This window comes from Mesorhizobium kamtschaticum, from assembly GCF_056174585.1.
Map to the genome: position 1 here is coordinate 1,095,491 of NZ_CM149691.1, position 18,843 is coordinate 1,114,333.

Here is an 18,843-nt window from a genome sequence, read left to right on the forward strand (position 1 = left end):
ACCAGCCTCACAAGGCCGTGAGACGGCTGACATCGGCCGGCGTGGCCTGACGGTCGATGATCGTGCGCCCTAGCGCATCCTTCATCCTGAAACGGCCGTTCTCGATGTTTTCAGTTATGCCGTCGGGATGCGTGACGGTGATCTTGTTGCCGTCCATCTCGACCTTGTCGCCAGTCGCTGCGTTGACATGGCTGGCGCCTTGGTCGTTCTGGCCCTTGCCGGATCCCGTATCGCCGCCACCGTCATCGGTTCCGGAATTGCCGCCGCTGCTGTTACCGCTGTTACCGCTGTTACTGTTGCCGTTGCCGTTGTTGCCGCCACTGTTTCCGCTATTGCCGCCGTTTCCATTGCCGTTGCCGTTGTTACCGCCGCCACTGTTTCCGTTGCCGTTGCCGTTGCCGTTGCCGCTATTGCCGCCTTTGCTACCGCCGTTGCCGTTTCCGTTACCGTTGTTGCCACCGCCATTCCCGCCCTTGCCGGCTTGTGCGGTGACAGCGTCGATTCCGGGGGCGGAGCCGTGCAGGGAAACTCGATAAGGGACGACGGTCAGCGCCAGAGCCGCCGCCGAAACGAGCGTCAGCCGGCGACAACGGGCCGTGATCGAACCGTGCATTCCTGATTCTCCGTCGATTGAGCCGGCGCGCCCACCCCAACGTTGCAACCAGCAACATCGCCGAAAGATGTAGTGACCGGAAGCGACCTCCGACCGCTGCGGTTGTCCTCCAGGACCTTTGCAAGCGCAAGATTGGACCAAAGTCCGAGGTAGGTGCGAACAAGTCGCCTCGCCCCGGGCATTGCAGCTTGTATGATGTCACGAAAATGTGATCGGCCTGACGTAAGGGGTCGAACAGGCAACAAGCTCCAGCCACTCCAAAGCCAGAGGCTCTCATGACCGAACATCGCGCTCCCGACGCCCGATTCCGCACCAGCCTGCTCGAGGAAAACGACGGACCGGCCATCAACCCCACCGACAACCGCACCATGGGCGAAATCATCGCCGCACGGTTCTCGCGCCGGGGTTTCCTGAAGGGATCGCTCGCCGTCTCGGCGATCGCCGCCACCGTCAGCCCGCTGGCCATGATCGCTGCAGACGATGCCCGCGCCGCGGAAGGCTCAGCCTTCAAATTCGACGAGCTCCAGGCCGGCATCGACGACAAGCATCATGTCGCGCCGGGCTACGACGCCGACGTGCTGTTGCGCTGGGGCGATCCGCTGTTTGCCGACTCGCCGGAGTTCGATCCGACCAAGCAGTCGGCGCAGGCGCAGGCCAGGCAGTTCGGCTACAACAACGACTATGTCGGCTACATCGCGATCGACGGCTCGGCCGAGCACGGCCTGCTGGTGGTCAATCATGAATATACCAACCCGCATCTGATGTTCCCGGGCATCGTTTCGATCGTCGAGAAGGATGGGAAGAAGAAGGCCGAGGTCGCGCCGCTCTCGAAGGAGCAGGTCGATGTCGAAATGGCGGCGCATGGCGGCACCATCGTCGAAATCCGCAAGGACGGCGGCAAGTGGCAAGTGGTGCGCGACGGCAAGCTCAACCGCCGCATCACCTCGACCACCGAGATGGCGCTGTCGGGTCCGGTCGCCGGCCATGACCGCGTCAAGACCAATGCCGATCCGTCCGGCACCAAGGTGTTCGGCACCATGAACAACTGCGCCGGCGGCGTCACGCCGTGGGGCACCTATGTAATGGCCGAGGAGAACATCCATGGCTATTTCTCCGGCGAACTGCCGGAGGGCCACAAGGAAGCCGCCAACTACAAGCGTCTCGGCATTCCGGAGGGCGCCTATGAATGGGGCGCACATTACGACCGCTTCAACCTCGCCAGGGAGCCGAACGAGCCCAATCGCTTCGGCTGGATCGTGGAGGTCGACGTCAACGATCCGACCTCGACGCCGAGGAAGCGCACCGCCATGGGCCGCTTCAAGCATGAGGGCGCCGAATCGATCGTCGCCAAGGACGGCCGCGTCGTCTTCTATCTCGGCGACGACGAGCGCTTCGACTATGTCTACAAATTCGTCACCAAGGGCACGTTCAACGCCAACGATCCTGCCGCCAACAAGGACCTGCTCGACGACGGCACGCTGCATGTCGCCAAATTCGCCGAGGACGGCACGGTCGACTGGCTGCCGATCGTCTTCGGCCAGGGGCCGCTGACGACGGAAAATGGCTTTGCTGGCCAGGCCGACGTGCTGATCGAGGCGCGGCGCGCCGCCGATCTGCTCGGCGCCACCAAGATGGACCGGCCCGAGGACATCCAGCCCAATGGTGTCAACGGCAAGGTCTATGTCATGCTGACCAACAATTCGAAGCGCAAGACCGAACAGGTCGATGCCGCCAACCCGCGCGCCGAAAATGCCTTCGGCCGCATTATCGAGATCACCGAGACCGATGGCGATTTCACGTCAACCAAGGGCAAGTGGGAAGTGCTCCTGAAATGCGGGGATCCCTCGGTTGCCGATGTCGGCGCCACCTTCTCGACGGCAACGACGGCCAATGGTTGGTTCGGCATGCCCGACAATTGCGCGGTCGATTCGGCCGGTCGCCTGTGGGTCGCCACCGACGGCCAGGGACCGAAGGCGACCGGCCGCACCGACGGCCTGTGGACTGTCGACACGGAAGGTGCGGCGCGGGCGACGTCAAAGCTGTTCTTCCGCGTGCCGATCGGTGCGGAAATGTGCGGTCCGCTGTTTGCGCCTGACGACCAGACCGCCTTCGTCGCCGTCCAGCATCCGGGCGATGGCGGCGAGGACTGGGAGGGTTTTGGCCGCCCGTCCTACTATGAAGACCTGTCGACCCGCTGGCCCGACTTCAAGCCCGACATGCCGGTGCGGCCGTCGGTCGTCGCCATCACCAGGCAGGGCGGCGGCAAGATCGCGGTCTGATCTCGGGCGCCGGTTTGCAGCCTTGGGAGGGGTTTCGGTTCCCGAACGCCCCTCCTTCGCGGCATGAAGGCCATTCAAGCTCCGGGAAAGATTGGCAATTTACAGGTGGCGCCCTAACTCCTCCTTAGGAGACCGCCATGTCGAAATCCGTCTATGATCGTGGCCTGCTCAAGCCCGGCGACATCGCCAGGCTGCAGCGTGTCTTTGACGAAGCCTGCCTCAAGCGCGAAGCACACCCCGATTCGCCTGAGGCGCGCGAAATCGCCCTGACCCTGCTCGCCCTCCACAATGCCGGCATGGTCGACGAGGAGATGCTGACGGACGCCGTCGGTTTCCGCCGGCTGGAGCCGAAATCGGCCTGAGATTGAAGAGCCGCTTCCAGCCGCTATCTCCTGCCGCTATCCGGGACGTTGGATGACAGCCACATTGATCGCGCTTCGCAATTTGAAGCCGATGGATTCGTACAGCTTTATCGCGCCGGCGTTGGTGGCGTAGGCGTGCAGGTATGGCAGCTCGCCGCGCGCAAAAATCTGGTTTGCCACGAACAGGGACAAGAGCCGGCCGAGGCCGCCGCCGCGGACATCCGGATGCGAGCAGACGCCGCTGAGTTCGCTGTAGCCAGGCTGCTTCATCCGCTCGCCGGCCATCGCCACCAGCCGGCCGCCGGCCTTCACGCCCCAGAAGTCGCCAAGGCTCAATGCTCCAGACGTGAATGGGCCGGGCTTGGTGAGCGACGCCAGGGCCACCATTTCCGCCAAATCGTCTTGCGTCAGGCGTTGCACCCGTTCATCCGACACCAGCTGTAACGGCGTCCCGGCAACCATCTGCACGGCGGCGGCGGTCGAGATTGCCGAGAGGCCGGCCGGAAGGGCAATGGGGTCGGCCTGAGCCATGATGACGCTGTCACCGGGGCCGACAAGGTCCGCGAAAGCCTGCAGGCTTTCGGCATCGTCCGCGGCGGTGGCGGCGAAAAGGGCGAATGACGGCGAATAGCGCCTGGCGAGCTCGCCACCTTGCGCGAGGGCTTGATGGCGCGTCGCAAGCGCACTCCAGATGGGCCGGTCGAGGGCATGTTTCATTGCGCGACACCCTTTTTCACACGGCGATCGAGTGGAGCGGCGGCAAGGCCGTCCTCGATAGCGGCGAGTTGATCGAGAAGCGGCCCCGAGAGGTCCCGGCACAGATCCGCGACGGCGCTCTCGATGCGCGGCCAGACATCCCGCTTCGCCACGTCGACCAGGCGCTGGCCCTTGCCCGTCAGCGAGACCATCTTGCGGCGCTGGTCACCATCCGACTGGACGGCTTCGACCAGCCCCAACTCGGCCAGCAGCGACACGCTTCGCGTCACCCCTGGCTGGGTCAGCCCGAGCGATTGCGCCAGTTCGCCGACGGCCAAGGGCCCCAGCCTGTCGAGCGCGGCAAGCAGCGGGTACTGGCTCGATTGAAGCGGGACCTCCAGGCCGTCGAGCAGATGCTGCGCGTCGGCCTGCAATTGTTCGCCGATGCGCTTCAGCCTGCTGCCCAGGCAGAGATAGCCAAGCGACCGGATAACGTCTTCCATGATCAATTCGCCCTCAATCCATAACATGTTATATAATACGGCAAGGAACGAGTCAAAGCCGTCTCCGCTCAAATCAGCGTGAGCCACCCGAGGGCCGAGAGGAGCCGGCGATCCGCCTGGCGATCGCCCTCCCCAATATGCCGGCATTGGCAAAGCAGCCGCGAATGCTCGGCCGCATGCCGGTGAACCACAGGCCGGGCAGTTTCGGATCGGCGTCACCGCCGTTGAAGAGCGGGACACCCTTGCTGTCGAGCACGCCGAGGCTGCCGACCATGCGCTCCAGCCCGGTGCGGTAGCCGGTTGCGGCAATGACGATATCGGGATCGATCAGGCGGCCATTGGCCAGGACCACACCGTCGCGGCTGAACTCGCGTATCGCCGGCACCACGGTGATCTTGCCCGATTTGATGGCATCGACGGCGCCGTCATCCGCGGCGATCGCGGTGTAGTCGGAGGTCAGCCGGCTGGCGCCGCCCGAAGGCGCGGGCGGCATGCCGAATTTGGTCAGATCGCCGAAAACCAGGCGCTGCGTCGCGGCGATCACCGCATCGGCGACGCGCAGCGGCAAACGCGCCATGAGCGGCGAGAGCCGGTGCACGGCGATCTGGCCGATGCGCTTGGGCAGAAGGGCTGGACCGCTGCGGGCCGACAGCCAGAGAGAAGCCGTGTCCACGCCGGCCAGATGATTGAGGGCGTCGAAGCCCGAATTGCCGGCGCCGACGACCAGCACCTTCTTGCCGGCATAGGCCTTGGCGTCGCCGAAATCCGCCGAATGGATGATCCGTCCGGCGAAGGCCTCCATGCCCTTCCACTGCGGCGTGAAGGGCTCCTTGTCGCGGCCGGTGGCGACGATGACATGGCGCGTCAGGCGCGAGCCGGTGCTGGTGCGCACCGCCCAGTGGTCGCCCCTGAACACGATGGTCTCGACGGCGACGCCAAACTCCACCGGCAGCCGGTTCGCCTCCCGGAAATCGTTCATATGGCGGATAACGACGCTCTTGGGCGGAAAGGCTGGCGTATCCCCGGGATAGGAAAGGCCCGGCAGTGCCGAGAGATCGCGATGGGTGTTGAGATGCAGTTGCTGGTGCCGCCGATGCCAGGGCTCGGCCAGCCGGCTCTCCTTTTCCAGGATCGCCGCCGGCACGCCGGCCTTGATCAAAGCCTGGGCGACGGCCAGTCCGGCAGCACCGGCGCCAATGACGATCGCCGGCTCGATCGCCACCAACTGCTCCACCATCGGTCTGGTCGTCGTATCAGCCATTCACTCTCAAAACCCATTCAACCGCCGCAGCATCCCGACAGCTTCGCAGGACGCTGTAACCGTTTGATCGCGCGCAAACCCATGCAGCGGATCGGTACCGATTGCCGAGGCCCGCGCCGGGCCGCGCTTGCGCTCCAGAGCATTGCGCCGCCAAGCGGAAACAACTCGCATCACGGAAATGCGGCCAAAACAACGACATGAAGCAGGATGCCCGCTTCTGTCCGAAACCATGCAGCCCTATATGGCATATCCGCGGCATCGGCGATAATCAGGTCGCGGCAATGTGATTGATTCGAGCTCCGGGGGCTGGCGGATCTCGTTACCGACGCAGGAATTCGAAGTCGCAGCGATTTCGGCTTCCCTGGAAAAATCAGGACGCCGTGGCGCGTCCAGCGTGTCGAAAGGCACGTCGCGCCACAGACGGCACGCGGAATCTCGACCATGCCCTCCTTGCGGATCTATTTCGACAAAATCCTCGAGGGTGCCTCGCCCAAGGTCGAGCGCCTTGCGCTGACGCATGTCGAACGGCTGGCGATTGTCCGCCGCCATGGCGATTTCTCGCTCGCCTATTCCACCGCTGTACAGCAGAAGCTTTCCTATTTTGGCGACGCCGATGGCTACATCGCCTTCGGCACCAAGATGAAACACCATTTCGCGCTTGGCGACCCGGTGGCGGCGCCGGCCCGGCGGCCCGACTACATCAGACGCTTCGTCGAGACCGCCGGCGACCCATGGTTCGTGCAGATCGGCGAGGAGACCGCGCGCGTACTGGCCGGGCTCGGCTACAAGGTCAACCGATTGGGTATCGACACAAGGCTCGTCCTGCCCGAGCATGATTTTTCCGGCAAGCGCAACGAGACCGTGCGCTATTCCGAGCGCTGGCTCTTGAAGAAAGGCTTTTCGTTCGAGGAAGACAGGCGAACGGTGTTCCTCGACGAGATCGCCCGGCTTTCCGAAAACTGGCGCGGCGATCGCATCGTCAAGCGCTGGGAGATGGGTTTTCTCAACCGCCCCTTCAACGATCAACTCGGCACCGACATGCGCCGCTTCGTCCTGCATGGTCCCGATGGCGAGCTGATCGCCCTGCTCGATTTCGATCCGATATTTCGAGACGGCAAGGTCATCGGCTACACCACCGCCTTCAAGCGCAAGCATATCGATGCCTCGCCGCACGCCGAGATCGGGCTGACCAAATTTGCCGTCGACCGGTTTCGCGAAGAGGGCATGGAGGTGGTCACGCTTGGCCTGTCGCCGCTCGTCGACGTCGACCCGAGCGGATTTGCCGAAAGCGACTTCTGGCGCAACGCTTTTCAGCGCGCCTACGATTCGCCATGGGTCAACCGCCGCCGGTTCAACCTGCAAGGCCAGGCGGCGTTCAAGCGCCGTTTTCATGGCATGGAAGAGCCCGTCTACATCGCTTTTCGCGAGGGGACCTATATCGAGATGCTGGGGCTGCTACGACTGGTCAAGGCCATCTGAGGATTCCAACCGAGGTAGGGACAGAGATGCGCCTGGCTGTTGTTATTTCGACAATTGGACTGCTATTTTTCTCAGCAGCGAGGTCTGCTGCCGATGAAGCATGGGATGCTTACTATCGCGATGACTACATAACCGCACTCAGATTATGGCGCGACCAAACCGACAAAGGCGACGGGGTGGCTCCGTCCAATATCGGTGATCTGTATTTGCAAGGATATGGGGTTACCAAGAGCCGGGCCGACGCGTTCAAATGGTATCGAATATCAGCAGAGCGCGGATACGCCCGAGCTCAATCCTATCTTGGCGATATGTACCGAAGCGGAGACGGCATTCGCCGGGACAAAGCCCAGGCCCTTTTCTGGTACCGCAAAGCGGCAGACCAAAGCTTCCCAGCCGCAATGAATGCGCTCGGCGATATGTACAATGTCGGAGAGGGTGTCGCCAAGGATGAAGCCCAGGCACAGCGGTGGTATCAAAAAATCAACGACGCGAATTGACAAGGTTACGGCGAGGACGTTTGGCCGTCAGTTCCGCAGCCGGTAGCCGGTCTTGAAGATCCAGGCGACGATTGCGATGCAGACGGCCAGGAACACCAACGTCATGCCGAGGCTGATGCCGACCGAGACGTCGGACTTGCCGTAAAAGCTCCAGCGGAAGCCGCTGATCAGGTACACTACCGGATTGAACAGCGTGATCGTCTTCCAGATGCCGGGCAGCATGTTGATCGAATAGAAGCTGCCGCCGAGGAAAGTCAGCGGCGTGATGATCAACAGCGGCACCAGTTGCAGTTGCTCGAAGCTTTTCGCCCAGATGCCGATGATGAAGCCGAACAGACTGAAGGTCACTGCCGTCAGCACCAGGAAGGCGACCATCCAGAACGGATGCAGGATGGTGAGCGGCACGAACAGCGAGGCGGTGGCGAGGATGATCAGGCCGAGGATGATCGACTTGGTGGCGGCACCGCCGACATAGGCGATGACGATCTCCAGGTAGGAGACCGGCGCCGACAGCAATTCGTAGATCGAGCCGACGAATTTGGGGAAGTAGATGGCGAAGGAGGCGTTGGAGATCGACTGCGTCAACAGCGACAGCATGATCAGCCCCGGCACGATGAAGGCGCCGTAGCTGATGCCGTCGATCTCGGTGATGCGCGAGCCGATGGCCGAGCCGAAGACGACGAAGTAGAGCGATGTCGAGATGACCGGCGAGACGATGCTCTGCAGCACGGTGCGGAAAGCACGCGCCATTTCCATCCGGTAGATGGCCCAGACTGCACGCAGGTTCATGCGTCTTTCCTCACCAAATTGACGAAGATCTCCTCGAGCGAGCTGTTTTGCGTGTCGATGTCGCGGAACTGGATGCCTGATGCCTCGAGGTCGCGGATCAGCGAGGCGACGCCCGGCCGCTCGGCCTGGTTGTCGTAGGTGTAGGTCAGCTGCCCGCCATCGGGCGACAGCTCCAGCGCATAGCGCGAAAAGGCTTCCGGAATGGCCGTCAGCGGATTGCGCAGCTCCAGCACCAGCCGCTTACGGCCGAGCTTGCGCATCAGCTCGGCCTTGTTCTCGACCAGGATGATCTCGCCGCGGTTGATGACGCCGACGCGGTCGGCCATCGCCTCGGCTTCCTCGATATAGTGGGTGGTGAGGATGATGGTGACGCCATCCTCGCGCAGCCGGCGCACCATCTCCCACATGTCCTGGCGCAGCTCGACATCGACGCCGGCGGTCGGCTCGTCGAGGAACAGGATGCGGGGCTCATGCGACAGCGCCTTGGCAATCATCAGACGCCGCTTCATGCCGCCTGACAGCGTGATCGCCTTGGCGTCCTTCTTGTCCCATAGCGACAGGTCGCGCAGCACCTTCTCGACAAAGGCCGGGTTGGCCGGCTTGCCGAACAGGCCGCGGCTGTAGCTGACGGTTGCCCAGACGCTCTCGAAAGCGTCGATGGTCAGTTCCTGCGGCACCAGGCCGATCAGGCTGCGCGCGGCGCGGTAGTCCTTGTTGATGTCGTGGCCGTCTACGGTGACGGTGCCGGTCGAGCGGTTGACGATGCCGCAGACGATCGAGATCAGCGTCGTCTTGCCGGCGCCATTGGGGCCAAGCAGCGCGAAGATCTCGCCGCGCTGGATGTCGAGATCGACTTCCCTGAGCGCGGTGAAACCGGTGGCGTAGGTCTTGGAGACCCCGGAAATGGACAGAATGGAGGGCATGGCTGAAAACGGCTGCCTGAAAGAGGTCCCCTGATATAGGCCGAATGTCGGTGCGCGCAACCGCAAGTCAATGGTGCTGCTGACAGTTCTGGACAGCCGGTGCGCGGCGGCCATTGCTTTAGCCCAGCATGAACACGGTACGCCTTGTGCTGTCATCCCTGGCCCATGCCTGTTCGACATCCGCCAGCGGAACCGGCGTGGTGGCGATTTGAAGGCCGGCCGGCACCACGGCGCGCAGCAGGTCGCCGGTGCAGGCGATGAAGCGGTCGAGCGGCACGCTGCCAATGCCGCTGCCCATCAGGGCAATCGCGGATGAGCGCAGAACCGCGCCCGGCAAGGTGATGTCGGAGCCACTGACGGCGCCGATCTGGACGAAGCGGACTGGTACGGCTTCAAGGCTGGCCTTGGCGGCGGCGATGAGCAGACGCTCGGCGCTGTTGCCCCAGAGATAGTCGATGACGACATCCACGCCCTGCTTGAACTGTCGCCTGAAGCTTTCCTCCAGGGCCGCCCCGTCCTCGATCAGCGGGATCGTCACATCCGCGCCGAGCGCCGCGACCGCATCGAGTGACGCTGCGTTGCGGGCGGTGGCAATGATTTTCTTAGCGCCGAGATGCCTGGCGATCTGGACGGCGAGGCGGCCCGCCGTGCCGGTGGCGCCATTGACCAGCACGGTTTCGCCTGGCTTGAGCTTCGCCCGCTCGGTGAAGGCGGCCCATGACGACATGCCGGGATTGGCGATGGCCGCGGCGGTGATGTCGTCCAGCCCGTCGGGCAGCGCCACGCAATGCGACCCGGGCACGACGGTCCGCTCCGCCATGCTGCCATTGGGCGCCCTGGGCAGCGCGAAATAGACCTTTGAGCCATCCTCGAGCCGGCCGACGCCGTCGATGCCGACGACGAAGGGGAACTGGCCGGACGAGCTGTAGTGCGAGCCCGAGGCGCGGCTCTTGACGACATGGCTGATGGCGGCGGCGGCGGCGGTGACCGTGACGCGGTTTTCGCCCGCCGCCGGCACCGGTTCGGGGAAATCGCCGTAGATGGGCGCCTGCCCGGCGCTCGAAACAATCGCGGCTTTCATGATGTTTGCCTTTCTGGCTTCCATATTATGTGTATAATGCACATATAAGGAGTCGTGGCGTGCCGTCAACAAAAACCGTGCAAAATACACATATCTCCGATCAGCTACGGCAGATTCATGGGGCGGTGCTCGATATTATCGGTGTGATGAACCGGCCGCAGCGCGACGAGCTGCTGATCAAGGCGGCCGGCATTCCGCTCGACCGGGCGCTGTTCCCGCTGCTTGTCGGCATCGAGCGGTTCGGGCCGATCGGCGTCGTCGAGATGGCCGACCGTGTCGGCCGTGACTACACGACCGTCAGCCGCCAGGTCGCCAAGCTGGAGAGCCTCGGCCTGGTGCAGCGCCAGGCCAGCGCCGCCGACCGGCGCGTGCGCGAGGCCGTGATCAGCCCGAAGGGCAAGGCGATGACCGACCTCGTCGACGCGGCGCGCGAAAAGATCGGCCGCACCATTTTCGAGAGCTGGGAGGCGCACGACATCGACGAGCTGGTGCGCCTGATGCGCAAATTCGCGGATGCGCTTGGCGCGGTGCCGGAGACCGGCGCTTAGTTCGTCGGCACAGAAGTCTTGGTGGGTTGCTTGGGTTGACGGATCGCATGCCTTGGCGATTGATTGAAACGCCCGTCGCTTCGTCATCCTGGGGCGGAGCAAGGAGCGAAGCGACGCAGCGCAGACCCCGGGATCCATGCCGGGACTCCTGAGCGCCGCAACGGTGCAGAATTCTGCTCCGTCGCACTCCTCGGCCAAAGTCACGGCATGGATCCTCGGGTCTCCGCGACGGAGCTTCGCTCCTGCTCCGCCCGTGGATGACGAAGGTGGGGAGGCTTCGCCCAGTTTCCAGGCCGCAACCGGTAAAATTGTCCTGTGGCGTTCAGCCTCGCGGCAGGACGCCGCTTTGACCTGAACCCGCTTCGGGCCTACTCTCCGCCAGTATTGAAGCAATTCCAGGAAAAGTGTGACGCGGTTTTCCGTCCGGATTTGCGTCAAAAGAAATAGCCAGCAGCCGGAGCCCGCCATGGACCCGCTCATACTGTCGCGCATCCAGTTCGGCGCGAATATTTCGTTTCATATTCTGTTTCCGACGATCACCATTGCACTTGGCTGGGTGCTGCTGTTCTTCAAGCTGCGCTACAACGCGACCAATGATTCCGCCTGGATGCGCGCCTATTTCACCTGGGTGAAGGTGTTCGCGCTGTCCTTCGCCATGGGCGTGGTGTCGGGCGTCACCATGAGCTTCCAGTTCGGCACCAACTGGCCGGGCTATATGGAAAAGGTCGGCAACATCGCCGGGCCGCTGCTGGCCTACGAGATCCTGACCGCCTTCTTCCTTGAAGCGGCCTTCCTCGGCATCATGCTGTTCGGCTTCCGCCGCGTCTCCAACCGCGTCCACACGCTGGCAACGGTGCTGGTCGCCGGCGGCACCACGCTGTCCGCCTTCTGGATCATCGCGCTCAATTCCTGGATGCAGACGCCGGCCGGCTTCGAGATGCGCGATGGCGTGGCGCATGCCGTCGACTGGTGGGCGATCGTCTTCAACCCGTCCATGCCCTACCGGCTGGTCCACATGCTGCTTGCCTCGGGTCTCACGGTATCGTTCCTCATTGCCGGCCTGTCGGCGCTGCGTTATCTCAACGGCGACCGCTCGGAATCGATGTGGAAGGCGCTGCGCACCGGCGTCTTCACCGCCGCCGTCCTGATCCCGATCCAGATCTTTGCCGGTGACCAGCACGGGCTGAACACGCTGGAGCACCAGCCGCAGAAGATCGCCGCCATGGAGGCCAACTGGAACACCGGCCCCAACGTGCCGCTGGTGCTGTTCGCGCTGCCCGATGAGGCGGCCAAGGAGAACAGGTTCGAGATCGCCATTCCCGACGGCGCTAGCCTGGTGCTGCGGCACTCGACCAGCGGCGTGGTGCCAGGGCTCAACGACTATCCCGGCAACCACCCGCCGGTCTTTCCGCTGTTCTGGAGCTTCCGCATCATGGTCGGCACCGGCCTTTTGATGCTCGCCGTCTCCTGGTCGGCCGCCTTTTTCCTCAAGCGCCGCCACAGCCTGCCGAGGCCGCTCGCCATGCTGATGGTGCCGATGGCGCTCTCGGGCTGGCTGGCGACGCTGGCCGGCTGGTATACGACCGAGATCGGCCGCCAGCCCTGGCTGGTGACGGGCGTGCTGAAAACCGCCGACGCCGTCGGCCCGGTGGCGGGCAGCCATGTCGCGCTGACGCTCGCCATCTATCTCGTCCTCTACGTGCTGTTGCTGATCGCCTATCTCGGCGTGCTGGTGCATCTGGCGCTGAAGGCGGCGAAGGATGGCGACACCTCGCCGCTGCCGGGTGTCATGAAGGCAGCAATGTCGCAGCCAGCGGCGGGGGAGTAAGAAAATGACCTTCGACTGGCCAACCCTGCTCCCCCTCATCTTCGCCGGCCTGATGGGGCTCGCCATCCTGATCTATGTCATCCTCGACGGTTTCGATCTCGGCATTGGCATCCTGTTCTCGGTCGCCGAAGATGCCGAGCAGGACACCATGATTGCCGCCATCGGTCCGTTCTGGGATGCCAACGAGACCTGGCTGGTGCTGGCCGTCGGCCTGCTGCTGGTCGCCTTTCCCCTGGCGCATGGCGTCATCCTGACCGCGCTCTATATTCCGGTCTTCGTGCTGCTGGTCGGGCTGATCTTGCGCGGCGTCGCCTTCGATTTCCGCGCCAAGGTGCCGAGCGGCAAAAAGCACCGCTGGAACCGCATTTTCTTCCTGGGTTCGGTCATCGCCTCGCTGGCGCAGGGCTATATGCTGGGCGTCTATGTGCTCGGCCTCGATGTCGGCTTCGGCGGCATGGCGTTCGGCGCGCTGGTGGCGTTCTGCCTGGCCGCGGCCTACGCGGCGATGGGCGCCGCCTGGGTGATCTACAAGACCGAAGGCGAGTTGCAGAAGAAGGCCGTGCTCTGGCTGCGCACCGCGCTGGTGCTGACCGCGCTCGGCATGGCGGCGGTATCGCTGGCGACGCCCTTCGCCAGCCCGCGCATCTTCGACAAATGGTTCGTCTGGCCGCAGATGCTCTATCTCTCGCCGCTGCCGATCCTGTCGGCGCTGCTGTTCCTGTGGCTGTGGCGGCAGACCTTCCATCTGCCGAAGCCCGACGACCGCCATGCGCTGACGCCGTTCCTGACGCTGGCCGCCATCTTCGCACTCGGCTTTGCCGGTCTCGCCTGGTCGTTCTACCCGTATGTGGTGCCGGATAAATTGACCATCTGGCAGGCGGCGTCGGCGACCGAGAGCCTGGCTATCATTCTGGCCGGCACGGTCGTCGTGCTGCCAGTCATCATCTTCTATTCCTTCTATGCCTATCGTGTGTTCGGCGGCAAGGCGACGGACCTGACTTACGACTGAGATCCAGCGTCGCCATCCCTGGGCGAAGCAGGAGCGAAGCTCCGTCGCGGAGACCCTGGGATCCATGCCGGGACGTTAATCGAAGAGTGTAGCGGAGCAGAATTCCGGACTGCTGTAACGCATTGAAGTCGCGGCATGGATCCTCGGGTCTGCGCTGCGTCGCTACGCTCCTTGCTCCGCCCGTGGATGACGAAGTGGGGGCGCGCCAATCGCCGAGGCATAGCGAAGGTTCAGATCAGCCCCGAGTCACGCGCGGCGGCCGTTGCCTCGCCGCGCGAGACTGCATCCAGCTTGCCCAAGACCGCCGAGACATGGTGGTCGACCGTCTTCGGTGAAATGGTGAGATGCTCGGCGATCCGTTTGTTGGACAGGCCGCGCTCGATCAGCTGCAGCACTTCCATCTGGCGCTGGGTCAGGCCGGCGCTGTTGGCGCGGGTGGTACGGCGCGGCCCCCTGGCAATGCGAATGACGCCGTTCTGCCGCATCAGTTCACGCACGTGGTTTGCGACCGGACGGGCGCCGAGCGCCTCGAGAATCTCCAGCGCCTCCCGCTGTGCGGCCTCGTCGCCCTGGGCGAGCGCCAGCGCACGTTCGTAAGGAGCGTCGAGTTCCGCCCAGACAATGGCCGCGCCGCGCCAGTCCCCAGCCAGCAGCATCCGGTAGGGCGCGGCCATGCCTGTGGTGTCGCCCGGATCGACATCGGGTGCCAGCAGCCGCCGCCAACCGGCCAACTCGGCGAAGACCGCCCGCGTCGGCGACAGGCTTTCGGCAAGGCCGATCAGCCGCAGCGCCTCGTCCCTGTCCGCCTCGCCCAGCCAAGCCTGTTCGGCAATCACCGCGGCATAAGGCAACAGCCGCTGCAGCTCGGCTCCCTTTTCCAGAAATTGCTTCATCTCGGCCAGAAGCGGCTCCGCCGATGGGTCGCCACGGCGGACCCTTAGCCGCGACAGCGCCACCAAGGCCGGATAGCGCACCAGGGCGGTCGCCCGCTCGTTGGCAATCACATCCAGCGCCTCGGCTGCCGCCTCATCCCAGCATCCCCGACGCAGCAGCAACTGTGCCCGTACACCACGCATGTAATCGCGCCACGTCGCCAGATCGTTCTCGACGCAATAGTCGATGCCGCGATCAAGGAAGGATTGCGCCTGGCTGTAGCCCAGCTGGTTCATTTCACCACAAGCACAATTGGTGAACGCGCGGGCCGCATGTTCCTGGAAATTCTCTTGCAGCGCGATTTCGAGGCTGCGGGCAAGATGCAGCCGGCTTGAGTCCAGGTCCAGCCACTGCTCGGCGGCGCCGACATTGTTGAGCGCATGGCAAACGACTTCCTGCTTGTTCAACCGTTCGGCGAGCTCGATCGCCCTGGCGCCCAGCGACAAGGTCTCGTCCAGCCTTTCGGCTAGCATCGCCAGTTGAGACAGGTTCGAATAGGCCATGGCAAGCTCGGCACTGACTGGCACGGTCTCCAGCAACGCGACTGCCTGGGCGCCGAACATGTCGGCGGCTTCTCGGTCGCCCAGAAGATAGGCGAAGCGTGACAGCCATCTGAGGCTGTCGCCTTCCTTCAGCGTATTGCCAAGCGCCTGTTGCAAGACACGCGCCTGTTCCTGCGCCTTGATGGCCTCGTCGATGCGCGCAATCAAATGGCACTCGAAGGCATAGTGCTCGTAGAGGCCGGCGCGCTCTTCCTCAGGCAAGGTATCGGCCTGGCGCAAGGCCACCTCATAGTAGCCGGCGGCGTCGCGATGGGCGCCGACACGCGAGGCCTCCCGCGCCGCGATCGGCGCGAATTCACGCACCGCCTGCAGATTATTTGCCTCCACGGCATGGTGGACCAGGCGCGCTGTCGCAACGGACCCGTTCTCGAGCAGCGCGGAAAGGGCGCGCTGGTTGAACTCGCGCCGCTGGCTTGTCGTCAGCATCGTCTCGATGGCGCGGCGGGCGATCTCGTGCCGGAAGGCGTAGCCGTCGCCGAGATCGTCGAGCAGGCCATTCGAGACGCATTCCGCCAGCTGGCCGGCGGCGGCCACGCCGCAAAGGCCCTGCAAGGCCCAGGCGTCGGCGCGCCTTGGAAACACCGACACCGCGTCGAGCATCGAGCGGGCACCGGCCGACAGGCGGTCGGCGCGCGCGACCACGGCATCGCGCACGCTGGCCGGCAGCGCCGTTTCATTCTCGGCGCTCAGCAATTCGGTGACGAAAAAGGCGTTGCCGGCCGTCGCCCGGTAGATGGCGTCGCCGTCGCGCCCCACGGCGGCGGCGAGTGACACCACCGCCGCTTCGCTCAGAAACGGCACGTCGATGCGCGCAACGCTGCCCGACGGGATTTCACCCAGGGCCCGGCGCACACGCGCCTGTCCCTCGCTGCGGTCGGTGCGCGCCGTCAGCAGCAGCAGGATGTGGGTGCTGGCGATGCGGCGGCCGAGAAAGCGGACGAAGTCGAGCGTCGCGTCATCGGCCCAGTGCAGGTCCTCGATCACCAGCAGCGTCGCACCCGACCTTGCCTCGAAAACCTCCATCGCATCGGAAAACAGCGGCAGCCGCTGTCCCCGCCGGGCGTCGACCGCCTGCGGCATCGCCCATTGCGCCTCGCGCGCCAGGTCGTAGAGAGGCCCGAGCGGGTCGGGTATCGACAGGTCCTCGCAGGCGCTGCGGAAGATGCGCGCATCTGGCCCGGCGCGGCTGGTAAAGGCTTCGACCAGCGCCGACTTGCCGGCACCGGCCTCGCCCGACAACGCCGCGACGTGGCCGCGGCCGCGGCCGGCTTCCGCCAAAAGTTCGTCCAGTTGCGCCAGCTGCGCCTGCCGTTCCAGAAGCATCGTCATCGCTCAAATGGGGTCGGTTTCGCCACCGCACTGGACATCCGCCACGACTGTCCAAGGTGCTTGCCCGATATGTGACCCTCCACACATTTCGGTGCCATTCTCCACATAACGACCCCAATATAGGGAATCTTCCCACAAAATATAGGGAAAGGTTCCGATGTGCGCCGTTTGCGAGCGTGATCAATGTCCAGCCGCGCTCAAATCGAGCGTGAATCAACACCAAAGGGAAACCCGATATGCCTCGCTATGTAGTTGAACGCACATTTCCAAATGGCCTCAGCGTACCGATGAACGATGCCGGCGCCGATGCGCTGGGCGGCGTCATCATGCGCAACGCCGAAAAAGGCGTGACCTGGGTGCAGTCCTTCGTCTCGCCCGACAAGAAGCAGAGCTTCTGCATCTATGATGCGCCGTCGCCGGAAGCGATCCGCAGCACCGCCCAGAAGAACGCCCTGCCGGTCGACAAGATCACGGAGGTGCGGGTCCTTGATCCCTACTTTTACCGTTGATCCCGACCATGACTATGCAACTGCCCTTCGCCGCGGTGGCGGCTTGCCTGACAACGCGTCCAGCGCGGTGTTGGCGGGTTCGAGACCAGTCGGACGAGGCCCGATACTGGGCCGGATTCTCCGGTGGCTCACCTCGCTGCTGTTCGCACCATTGCGCAAGAGCCGGCGCCGGCTGCCTCCGCAGGACGACTATCTGAGACGCGACATCGGCCTGCCGGGGCGCGGGGAGCTGCCGCACTACTGGGACTTCACCCGGTACGACTGACAGCCATCGACTTCGCAGCGGGAGCGGCTGCTTCCGCGCATCAACAACGAGGAGAGAAAATGAATATCCATCTGTGGACCAGACACCTCATCAACCTGTCGATCCTGTCGATCGCGGCCACGGCGGCGAATGCCCATGATACGGGCACGCTGGATGAGAAAGTGCGGGCGGCCAACAGCCGTTTCGAGAACGTGGCGATGGCGACCGCGGAAGGCTATGCGCCGATCCCTTGCGCCAGCGGTATCACCGGCGGCGCCATGGGCATCCACTATGTCAACGCGGCCTACCTGAAAGACGATGTTGTCGATCTGGCGAAACCGGAAGCGGTGATGTACGAGCCGATGGCTGACGGCACGCAGAAGCTGGTGGCGGTGGAGTACATCACATCGAAGGGCCCGGCCTCGCTCGAAGGGCAGCTGTTCAACTTCGACAGCGCGCCCAACCGCTATGGCCTGGGCGCCTTCTATGAGCTGCATGTCTGGGCCTGGAAGAAAAACCCGACCGGCACCTTCGCCGACATGAACCCCGACGTGTCGTGCGACGCGATGAAGGCCGGCGGCATGTAGCGCGCGAATCTCCCCCTCGAGGGGGAGATAACCAAGCCTCAATTGCTCGCCGACAGCACCAGCACCGGCTTGTCGCTGTACAGCGCCGGGAACAGCTGCTTCAGGTTCGCCACCTTGGGCAGGTCGTTGTAGACGATGTAGGGATAGGTCGGGTTCAGCGTCAGAAAGTCCTGGTGGTAATTCTCGGCCGGGTAGAAGGTCTTGCCGGTCTCGATCGTGGTGACGATCGGTGCCGGATAGAGCTTGGCCTTGTCGAGCTGGTCGATGTAGCTCTGCGCGATCTTCTTCTGCGCGTCGTTTTCGGCGAAGATCGTCGAGCGGTACTGGGTGCCGGAGTCCGGACCCTGGTAGTTCAGCTGCGTCGGATTGTGGGCGACCGAGAAATAGACCTGCAGCAGCTGGCCGTAGGTGACCTTGGAAGGGTCGTAGGTGATCTCGACGGATTCGGCATGGCCGGTGCGGCCGGTGCCGACCGTCTCGTAGACGGCGTCATCCTTGGCGCCGCCGGTATAGCCGGAAACGGCCTGGCTGACGCCCTTGACGTGCTGGAACACGCCCTGCACGCCCCAGAAGCAGCCGCCGGCGAAGATCGCCGTCTCGCTGCCCGAGGCTGCCTTTTCGTCGAGCGCCGGCGGCGGAATGACGACGGCATCTTCCGCCGAGACGGCCGGTGTCAGCCAGAAAGCGGCGCCCGCGGCGGCAAGGGCCATCGCCGCCAGCGCGCCCCTGACAAAGCCGGTTGAACGGTTCTTGGTATTGGTCATGGTTGCACTCCTCATGGCTTCCATTTGGGATCAGTCTATTGGATCA

Annotated in this window: 19 protein-coding genes; 10 read left to right on the top strand and 9 right to left on the bottom strand. The window is 64.0% G+C overall.

The annotated features are described in order from the left end of the window. Positions 1 to 7 precede the first annotated feature (7 nt). Positions 8 to 613, bottom strand: coding sequence for a hypothetical protein (locus AC0V7N_RS05225; RefSeq protein WP_475455333.1), 606 nt, complete (start codon positions 611 to 613; stop codon positions 8 to 10). A gap of 275 nt (positions 614 to 888) precedes the next feature. On the opposite strand from AC0V7N_RS05225, the gene AC0V7N_RS05230 reads away from it, so the two are divergent. Together AC0V7N_RS05230 and AC0V7N_RS05235 are read left to right on the top strand one after the other, a co-directional pair. Continuing rightward, positions 889 to 2,892 carry a PhoX family protein gene (locus AC0V7N_RS05230; protein ID WP_475455335.1) on the top strand — a complete coding sequence of 668 codons (2,004 nt, stop codon included), beginning with the start codon at positions 889 to 891 and terminating at the stop codon, positions 2,890 to 2,892. 137 nt (positions 2,893 to 3,029) lie between these two features. Further along, a complete protein-coding gene (locus AC0V7N_RS05235; RefSeq protein WP_475455337.1) occupies positions 3,030 to 3,254 on the top strand; it encodes a hypothetical protein in 225 nt (74 codons plus the stop codon). A 36-nt stretch (positions 3,255 to 3,290) separates the two neighbouring features. On the opposite strand, the gene AC0V7N_RS05240 is transcribed toward AC0V7N_RS05235, so the two are convergent. From AC0V7N_RS05240 to AC0V7N_RS05250, 3 genes are all read right to left on the bottom strand, one after another. Beyond that, positions 3,291 to 3,971: a GNAT family N-acetyltransferase gene (locus tag AC0V7N_RS05240; RefSeq protein WP_475455339.1), complete on the bottom strand. Its 681-nt coding sequence runs from the start codon at positions 3,969 to 3,971 to the stop codon at positions 3,291 to 3,293. After that, entirely contained in the window at positions 3,968 to 4,453 is a 486-nt protein-coding gene (locus tag AC0V7N_RS05245; protein ID WP_475455341.1) for a MarR family winged helix-turn-helix transcriptional regulator, read from the bottom strand. The genes AC0V7N_RS05240 and AC0V7N_RS05245 overlap by 4 nt, the downstream gene beginning before the upstream one ends. A gap of 73 nt (positions 4,454 to 4,526) precedes the next feature. Then, a complete protein-coding gene (locus AC0V7N_RS05250) occupies positions 4,527 to 5,714 on the bottom strand; it encodes a flavin-containing monooxygenase (RefSeq protein WP_475455343.1) in 1,188 nt (395 codons plus the stop codon). Between the two features lie 441 nt (positions 5,715 to 6,155). Between AC0V7N_RS05250 and AC0V7N_RS05255 the strand changes: the two genes are divergently transcribed. Both AC0V7N_RS05255 and AC0V7N_RS05260 read left to right on the top strand, forming a co-directional pair. Then, positions 6,156 to 7,193 (top strand): phosphatidylglycerol lysyltransferase domain-containing protein, encoded by a 1,038-nt coding sequence (locus tag AC0V7N_RS05255; protein WP_475455345.1) that lies wholly within the window; start codon positions 6,156 to 6,158, stop codon positions 7,191 to 7,193. A 26-nt stretch (positions 7,194 to 7,219) separates the two neighbouring features. Further along, positions 7,220 to 7,690 (top strand): tetratricopeptide repeat protein, encoded by a 471-nt coding sequence (locus AC0V7N_RS05260; protein ID WP_475455347.1) that lies wholly within the window; start codon positions 7,220 to 7,222, stop codon positions 7,688 to 7,690. Between the two features lie 27 nt (positions 7,691 to 7,717). Here AC0V7N_RS05260 and AC0V7N_RS05265 read toward each other — a convergent pair whose 3' ends face one another. The 3 genes from AC0V7N_RS05265 to AC0V7N_RS05275 form a co-directional block, all read right to left on the bottom strand. After that, entirely contained in the window at positions 7,718 to 8,479 is a 762-nt protein-coding gene (locus AC0V7N_RS05265) for an ABC transporter permease (RefSeq protein WP_475455349.1), read from the bottom strand. Next, positions 8,476 to 9,402 (bottom strand): ABC transporter ATP-binding protein, encoded by a 927-nt coding sequence (locus tag AC0V7N_RS05270; protein ID WP_475455351.1) that lies wholly within the window; start codon positions 9,400 to 9,402, stop codon positions 8,476 to 8,478. The genes AC0V7N_RS05265 and AC0V7N_RS05270 overlap by 4 nt, the downstream gene beginning before the upstream one ends. Positions 9,403 to 9,520: 118 nt before the next feature. Continuing rightward, the gene (locus AC0V7N_RS05275; protein ID WP_475455353.1) at positions 9,521 to 10,483 is read right to left on the bottom strand and encodes a quinone oxidoreductase family protein; all 963 of its coding nucleotides are present in this window, start codon (positions 10,481 to 10,483) and stop codon (positions 9,521 to 9,523) included. A 59-nt stretch (positions 10,484 to 10,542) separates the two neighbouring features. Between AC0V7N_RS05275 and AC0V7N_RS05280 the strand changes: the two genes are divergently transcribed. The 3 genes from AC0V7N_RS05280 to AC0V7N_RS05290 all read left to right on the top strand — a co-directional run bounded on the left by AC0V7N_RS05280 (position 10,543) and on the right by AC0V7N_RS05290 (position 13,868). Next, positions 10,543 to 11,031 (top strand): MarR family winged helix-turn-helix transcriptional regulator, encoded by a 489-nt coding sequence (locus AC0V7N_RS05280; protein ID WP_475455355.1) that lies wholly within the window; start codon positions 10,543 to 10,545, stop codon positions 11,029 to 11,031. A gap of 466 nt (positions 11,032 to 11,497) precedes the next feature. Then, positions 11,498 to 12,859 (top strand): cytochrome ubiquinol oxidase subunit I, encoded by a 1,362-nt coding sequence (locus AC0V7N_RS05285; protein ID WP_475455357.1) that lies wholly within the window; start codon positions 11,498 to 11,500, stop codon positions 12,857 to 12,859. A gap of 4 nt (positions 12,860 to 12,863) precedes the next feature. After that, positions 12,864 to 13,868 (top strand): cytochrome d ubiquinol oxidase subunit II, encoded by a 1,005-nt coding sequence (locus AC0V7N_RS05290; RefSeq protein WP_475455359.1) that lies wholly within the window; start codon positions 12,864 to 12,866, stop codon positions 13,866 to 13,868. Positions 13,869 to 14,098: 230 nt separating this feature from the next. Here the strand turns inward: AC0V7N_RS05290 and AC0V7N_RS05295 are convergent, their stop codons facing one another. Then, complete coding sequence (locus AC0V7N_RS05295) at positions 14,099 to 16,687, bottom strand: ATP-binding protein (RefSeq protein WP_475455361.1); 2,589 nt, start codon at positions 16,685 to 16,687, stop codon at positions 14,099 to 14,101. A gap of 242 nt (positions 16,688 to 16,929) precedes the next feature. Between AC0V7N_RS05295 and AC0V7N_RS05300 the strand changes: the two genes are divergently transcribed. Genes AC0V7N_RS05300 through AC0V7N_RS05310 form a run of 3 tightly spaced genes read left to right on the top strand, consistent with a single transcriptional unit; the run spans position 16,930 to position 18,033 of the window. Further along, complete coding sequence (locus AC0V7N_RS05300) at positions 16,930 to 17,202, top strand: DUF4242 domain-containing protein (RefSeq protein WP_095202994.1); 273 nt, start codon at positions 16,930 to 16,932, stop codon at positions 17,200 to 17,202. Further along, positions 17,180 to 17,467, top strand: a complete 288-nt coding sequence (locus AC0V7N_RS05305) for a hypothetical protein (protein ID WP_475455363.1) — start codon at positions 17,180 to 17,182, stop codon at positions 17,465 to 17,467. The genes AC0V7N_RS05300 and AC0V7N_RS05305 overlap by 23 nt, the downstream gene beginning before the upstream one ends. 59 nt (positions 17,468 to 17,526) lie before the next feature. Beyond that, complete coding sequence (locus AC0V7N_RS05310) at positions 17,527 to 18,033, top strand: hypothetical protein (RefSeq protein ID WP_496627743.1); 507 nt, start codon at positions 17,527 to 17,529, stop codon at positions 18,031 to 18,033. Between the two features lie 38 nt (positions 18,034 to 18,071). Here the strand turns inward: AC0V7N_RS05310 and msrA are convergent, their stop codons facing one another. Next, a complete protein-coding gene (msrA, locus tag AC0V7N_RS05315; RefSeq protein ID WP_475455367.1) occupies positions 18,072 to 18,797 on the bottom strand; it encodes a peptide-methionine (S)-S-oxide reductase MsrA in 726 nt (241 codons plus the stop codon). Between the last annotated feature and the right edge of the window lie 46 nt (positions 18,798 to 18,843).